The sequence below is a fragment of the Chryseobacterium sp. HMWF035 genome (assembly GCF_003094695.1).
GTDB lineage: Bacteria > Bacteroidota > Bacteroidia > Flavobacteriales > Weeksellaceae > Chryseobacterium > Chryseobacterium gambrini.
This window is the reverse complement of sequence record NZ_QEHP01000134.1, coordinates 1-6009: the sequence shown is the minus strand read 5'-3', so window position 1 is coordinate 6009 and position 6009 is coordinate 1. Positions and strand designations below refer to the sequence as shown.

Sequence of the window (6009 nt, the reverse complement as noted above, 5' to 3'; positions counted from 1 at the left end):
CTTTTATATCTTATTGTTAAAAAACTATTATATATTCTGATGTTCAAGAAATCAGTAAGTTCTTTTTTCTCTAAATAAGATTTAAAATCATTCAAATTAATTTCCTTGTAATATTCCCATTTATCTTCTTCAATAAGTGAATGTCTTTTTATACTTAATAGTTTGTTAATAAACTCTTCCTTAATTTTGGATTTATCATAAATGAGCACTCTTTCTAAAAAAATCTTACCTATTTTACTTAATTGATTGCTCACATATCTCGGTTCATTATCGGTATAAATATAAAAGTTTTCTTTGTTATTAAATAAACCACAGGTTATGAAATGATCGATTATATGTTGGTTCTTGTCCTCGGTTTCAATGTTTATACAAGCTGAAATAAAAAGATCGGTATAATGAATTTTAAAATTTTCAACAGTATATATTAAATCGTAAAATTCTATCTCTGTAATGATTTGTTCAATATACAAATTGAAGATTTTTCCAACATATTTTGCTTTTTGAGTTGTATCAATTTTATCTATTACATTAAAAATTTTCTCGCCGACATTATTGATTTTGTCATCATTATTCAAATGTTTCTTTATAAACTTTTTACGCTCTATTTCTGGAACTTTGTTTAAAGTCAGTAAAAATGATTTGAGTTTTTCAATAAAAAGGTAATCCCGAATTGTTAAACCTATTTTAGATATTTTGATAATGCTACCAAAGATTGGTATATCTTGAATGACTTCAGATTCAATAAATGCATCAACTGCAATTTCGGAATATTCTCCAATCAGCTCTATTGAATCTGAGCCTATTGTATTTATTAGATTTTGATTATTGCTCATTATTAAATTGTTCGTTTGATCCAAATGTACGAAATCGTAGAATATTTAAAGATGTAGCTAACAGAGATTGTAAAAAGAACGATTTATAGAATATATTAATTTTTATAGGGAAAAATTTACCTTAGAAAATGACAAGACAAAAGCACAAGACAACCACAAGTTATAATGAAACTCAAAAAGAATTAAAGGAAACAGAAGAACTTCTTCAACAATGTTCAAAGCACTATTACAAAGCAATTCGTAAATAAAAGGAAATCCTAACTCGTTAGTTAGGATTTTATCTTTTTATATTTGAAAAAAAGATTTCTAAAGTCACTTGTTTTTTTTGACAGATTTTTATCAAAGTTTTTAAAGACATATTGTAATCAACCCTCGAGGTTCCTAAAGCAATATTTTTAATTCTCCTTACTGTGCTTTCTTCAACACCACATTTTGACGCAAAATCTCTCTGTGATTCCGCTTTTGAAATCCAGTTAAAATAAATGTATTTGCAAATATCAGTAATTACGTCTTTCTCATCGTCCATTTGAACAAATTAAAACAAAGAACAAAAAAACAGTGCGGTTTTCTGTGCGCAATAGGAAAATATTATTATATTTGTAAAATAGGTTACAGAAATTGTAACTTTGCGATACTTCAACAAATAATAGAAGCTATTGCTTAGAATCTTGTAATAGAAAACTGGTAATTTTTAGGAAACAAGAGGATAAGTATTAAGCTCACGACCTAGGCGTGAGCTCTCTTATCTGTTTCCAAGGTATACCAGTACCTCTATTACGGATATTGTAGAGTTCCACGCCGTTTTATTTTCTTATGCAGTCCGCAATCTCTACAATTCTCTAAGCTGCTTTTACAAAATACAGTATCAGATTAGGACAGGTACAATGGCAGCGCAACCATTGCGGCTTTACAGCTTTCACGAGACACAATTTTCATTCATATTAATTTTTGGCTTGTATGGGCAGGAAGTTTTCTGCACTAGTAAAACTTCCTCCTATGCGGTCATTAAACCAAACAAAAACGATTGAAAAATAAGAGAATAGACTTTGACGCCCGGTTTTGGTCAGGTAGCAGGAAACATTCCGGGATAAAGCTTTTTGAATCCTTCTTCCATTTTAACGACCTGGTCACCACCAAACAGATGCTCAACAACATTATGATCTATGCCGGAAAAAAGAAAACGGCGATCAATGAAGATTCTTCGGCGATCTTCCATTTTCATCAGGCCTTGCGGTCTTTTGTATGGGCGTGTTACGCAATCAGGCTGAAGGAAACACCCTGGGAAATGAATTCTAATCCGGTAAACAATTCTCCGTTAATTCAGGCTTCTCTTTCGGATGAGGAATACCGTAATCCAACCCTGGTATTTCAAAATGCTTTTGCAGAATACAGTTTGAAGGATTTCGACTACTACATTGCAGTTGCGGTCTATTTTTCAATGGGTATTTATGCTCATGCAGCCGAGAGCAAAATTTTTGCACCCTACATCCATCTTATTAAAATGATGGATGCAGCACACTTTATCCTCGAAAGAAGAATGCAAAAGAATCAATAACCATTAAAATTAAAAATCAGAGAATGGAAAACAGTACCTAGAAATTACCCCCCACTAAAAATAAGAAAGCCCTTTCCGCAAGAGTTTGGCGACCATACGGAAAGAGCATAATCAGTGATTAATAATTATTAAAAACCTATTCAAAAGTATGAAAAATATCTTTTGCAAGGGAATCCTGTCCCTTGTTTTTACCCTTGTGGCAGCTACCACATCCGTTGCGCAGGACAAGTCTGTTAAAGTCGGAGAACATCTTCCCGAAAGTTTTTGGACAACCTCTCTTCCTGTAGTCAACCACTCACAGAAAACTTTGAACCTTTCCCGAGATAAGGACAAATTAATTCTAATCGACTTCTGGAACACCTGGTGTAGTGCCTGCCTGATGAATATTCCTAAGATAACTACATTGCAACAGAAGTTCGGGGACAGGATCAGGATACTACCAGTAAGCAACCAGGATAAGCTGGCACTGGAAAAATTCTTCGCGTCCCAAAACGGAAAGAAATATAACACTCTGACCTCTGTTTATAGCGATTTGTATTTCCATCAACTTTTCCCCCATGCAGGTGTACCGTTTATCATCTGGATCAAAGATGGAAAACTACTGAGTACCACGGATGCGACGCAGCTTAGTGAAGAGACCATTAATGAGATCCTGGATGGAAAGCAAACTTCTTTGCAGACCATTATACAAATGGACCGTAAACGTCCCTTGATGCTTTCCGAAGACTATGACCGTCAGAAGAATATCCAGCTTCTCAATTATTCGTTCTTTGCCAAAGGCCCTATTCCCGACATTGGTTCCGGCGGAACATTCCGGACCACACCATCCGGAACGATCAAAGGAAGACAATTCACAAATCTTCCTCTTTGGGATATGTATTATGCCATCGGCTTTGAATTGTTTAGAAAACAGTCCCAAGAATCCTTTACGGGTAAAAGAATGCTTATTGAGGTTAATGAACCCCAAAAGCTGATGCTTCAACAAAAAGCAGACGGTTCCAATGATACCTCCAATTTGTACAACTACGAATTCATTATTCCTGAAAGTAAGGCTAATGCGCTTTATCAGTATATGCTGGAAGATATCAACCGCTATTCCGATTATAGGGTAAAACTGGAAAAAAGACCTGTACAATGCCTGGTATTAATAAGAACAAGCCGGAAAGATAAGCTGGCGAGCAAAGGTGGGGAAAAACGCTCCACCTTTCCACGGACACCATCCATCCTCAGAAACGCACCGCTCAGGAATATGATCAATATGCTTAACGGCGAAATTCCCATTAAGGAAATCTTTGTCGATGAGACCGGCTATACCGGTAATGTAGATCTGGAAGTCTCCGGCATCAAAGACATCCCGACACTCAGAAAAGAACTTCAGAAATATGATCTGGATCTGATCCTGGCAGAACGTAATCTATTGATGATGGTCATTAAAGATAATCAATGATGAAATTTATCTACCATCTATCCATCGTCAAACAAACTGGTTCATTAATCTACTTGATTCTAAAGTTCACATTTACAAATTCCATTGAATTATCAACAACTCAAACTATATCCAACTATGAAGAAATTATTAATGCTTCCCGCCATCTTTTTTGCTTTGCCCGTAATGGCGCAGCAGATAATTACGGGAAGCGTTTTGGATGAAACCACCCGGTTGCCGGCGAAAGGCGTGACGGTAGCCATACAGAATACCAAAACCGTCACCACGACAGACCAAAACGGAAAATTCAGCCTCAGTACAGACGGAAAAAAGAATCAGCCTGGTTATTCTCGGAAAAGGCTATGAAGAAAAGGTATTTTCGTTGGAACTCCCACTTTCAGAATCTTTAAGGATTTATCTGTCAGAGAAAGTGGCACAGATCGATGAGGTTGTCCTAACTACCGGGTACCAGAAAATACCAAAAGAGCGTTCCACGGGTTCGTTCTCCTCCGTGGGTAAGACCGCCCTAAACACACAGGTCTCCACCAATATTCTTGACCGCCTGGCTGCTACTGCGAACGGCGTTGTTATCAGCAGGGGAACTTCCCAGGGAACGCCGCAGATTATGGTCAGAGGACTCAGTACGATTCAGGGACCTAAAGCTCCCCTGATCGTTGTGGACAATTTTCCATACGAAGGCGATATCAGCAATCTGAACCCCAATATTGTTGAGAACATTACCATCCTTAAAGATGCGGCAGCTGCGAGCATTTGGGGAGCCCGTGCAGCCAACGGTGTCATTGTCATTACTACGAAGGGAGCAAAATACAATCAGCCGATCACGGTGGATTTTAATACCTTTCTCACGACAAGTCCAAAACCTGATCTGAACTACCTCAAAGTGATTTCCAGCGCAGATTTTATCGATGTGGAACAGGAGCTTTTTAAGAAGAACTTTTATAACACCGATATCAATTCATCAAGCCATCCTGTTTTGTCTCCTGTTGTCGATCCTCTCAACAAGGAAAAGAAAGGTCTCCTTTCTCACGAAACCGTTCAGAAGGAAATTGAACGGCTAAAAGGCATTGATTCCCGTGACCGGTTCAAAAGATATATGTACCAGCCTTTGGAAAACAGGCAGTATTCACTGAGTATGGCTGGCGGTGCACCGCAGTTTTCGTGGACTTCTTCATTGGGCTACGATGACAACACCGGAAACCTGGGTGAGAACTACCAGCGGATGAACCTGCGTTTCCAGAACAACTGGCAACCATTCAAGAATCTGACCCTGAACACCGGGATCTTCTTTACCCATTCGGCTACCAGGAACGGAAGAAGTGATTACGGAAGTATTATTATGAAAACCAATGCGGTTCCCTATATGGAAATGGCGGATACTAACGGTAATGCACTTATTGTCTCAAAATCTTTTGAACAGGGTTACAAATCGGGATTGGGCAATGGAAAATTACTGGACTGGAACTACTATCCGCTGACCGACTGGCAGCATTTCTCAGGAACAGGCAGAAGCTCGGAGATCATCCTAAATACAGGATTGAATTACAAGATCCTGAAGGGACTGGATGCTGATCTGAAATACCAGTACCAGAGAACTACCGGTCTATCCAACAGTCTTTATGATGAAGAAAGCTACTACGTAAGAGATTATGTCAACCGGTTCACGGTCATCAATTCCAACGGAAGCCTTACCTATAACGTTCCGAAAGGCAGCATACTGGATAAAACGACCTCACAACTGCTCATCAACAATTTCCGTGGCCAGCTGAATTTCAACAGAGGGTTTGGAAAACATCAGGTTACTGCGATTGCTGGCGGAGAAGTGCGGGATGCCAATTCCCAGTCTGCCAATACCAGATATTACGGTTATGACCCGAATAATCTTTCGTTCGGTACAGTGGACTTTAAGAATAAATACCCTCTGATGGTAAGTTTGCATTAAACAAAACAGATTGATAACTTAGTTAAAAATATTAACCAGAAGAGCAAAAGCAGCAAGATAAAGACAGACGCTCGAATGATACTTTGATATCGCCCGTGATTTTATTCCCCTGCTGCTGTTTTCTTCCAAATCCGGACAGAACATTGTTGGTAAAACTTTTACCATGGTGGATCAGAAGAAAACCTCTTTATAAAAAAAGATTTACGATGACAAAATTATCAAAAAAAGTGATTGG

At 38.1% G+C, this 6009-nt stretch carries 6 protein-coding genes; 4 read left to right on the top strand and 2 right to left on the bottom strand.

Features of this window, described 5'->3' with window-relative positions:
• Both DD829_RS20360 and DD829_RS20355 read right to left on the bottom strand, forming a co-directional pair.
• On the bottom strand, nt 1–833 hold an 833-nt coding region (locus DD829_RS20360; protein ID WP_133240954.1), incomplete at its 3' end, for a hypothetical protein.
• A 277-nt stretch (nt 834–1110) separates the two neighbouring features.
• Nucleotides 1111–1359: a helix-turn-helix domain-containing protein gene (locus tag DD829_RS20355; protein WP_116548107.1), complete on the bottom strand. Its 249-nt coding sequence runs from the start codon at nt 1357–1359 to the stop codon at nt 1111–1113.
• A gap of 615 nt (nt 1360–1974) precedes the next feature.
• On the opposite strand from DD829_RS20355, the gene DD829_RS20350 reads away from it, so the two are divergent.
• The 4 genes from DD829_RS20350 to DD829_RS20335 all read left to right on the top strand — a co-directional run bounded on the left by DD829_RS20350 (nt 1975) and on the right by DD829_RS20335 (nt 5774).
• On the top strand, nt 1975–2388 hold the full coding sequence (locus DD829_RS20350) for a hypothetical protein (protein WP_108411617.1): 414 nt from the start codon (nt 1975–1977) through the stop codon (nt 2386–2388).
• A 148-nt stretch (nt 2389–2536) separates the two neighbouring features.
• Complete coding sequence (locus DD829_RS20345) at nt 2537–3835, top strand: TlpA family protein disulfide reductase (RefSeq protein WP_108411618.1); 1299 nt, start codon at nt 2537–2539, stop codon at nt 3833–3835.
• A 117-nt stretch (nt 3836–3952) separates the two neighbouring features.
• Entirely contained in the window at nt 3953–4180 is a 228-nt protein-coding gene (locus DD829_RS20340) for a carboxypeptidase-like regulatory domain-containing protein (RefSeq protein WP_108411619.1), read from the top strand.
• Nucleotides 4181–4196: 16 nt separating this feature from the next.
• Nucleotides 4197–5774, top strand: a complete 1578-nt coding sequence (locus DD829_RS20335) for a TonB-dependent receptor plug domain-containing protein (RefSeq protein ID WP_165796760.1) — start codon at nt 4197–4199, stop codon at nt 5772–5774.
• The last annotated feature ends 235 nt before the right edge of the window (nt 5775–6009 follow it).

Coding starts and splice junctions, on each gene's coding strand:
- DD829_RS20355 (WP_116548107.1), bottom strand. CDS start 1,359: ATGGACGATGAGAAAGACGTAATTACTGATATTTGCAAATACATTTAT.
- DD829_RS20350 (WP_108411617.1), top strand. CDS start 1,975: ATGCTCAACAACATTATGATCTATGCCGGAAAAAAGAAAACGGCGATC.
- DD829_RS20345 (WP_108411618.1), top strand. CDS start 2,537: ATGAAAAATATCTTTTGCAAGGGAATCCTGTCCCTTGTTTTTACCCTT.
- DD829_RS20340 (WP_108411619.1), top strand. CDS start 3,953: ATGAAGAAATTATTAATGCTTCCCGCCATCTTTTTTGCTTTGCCCGTA.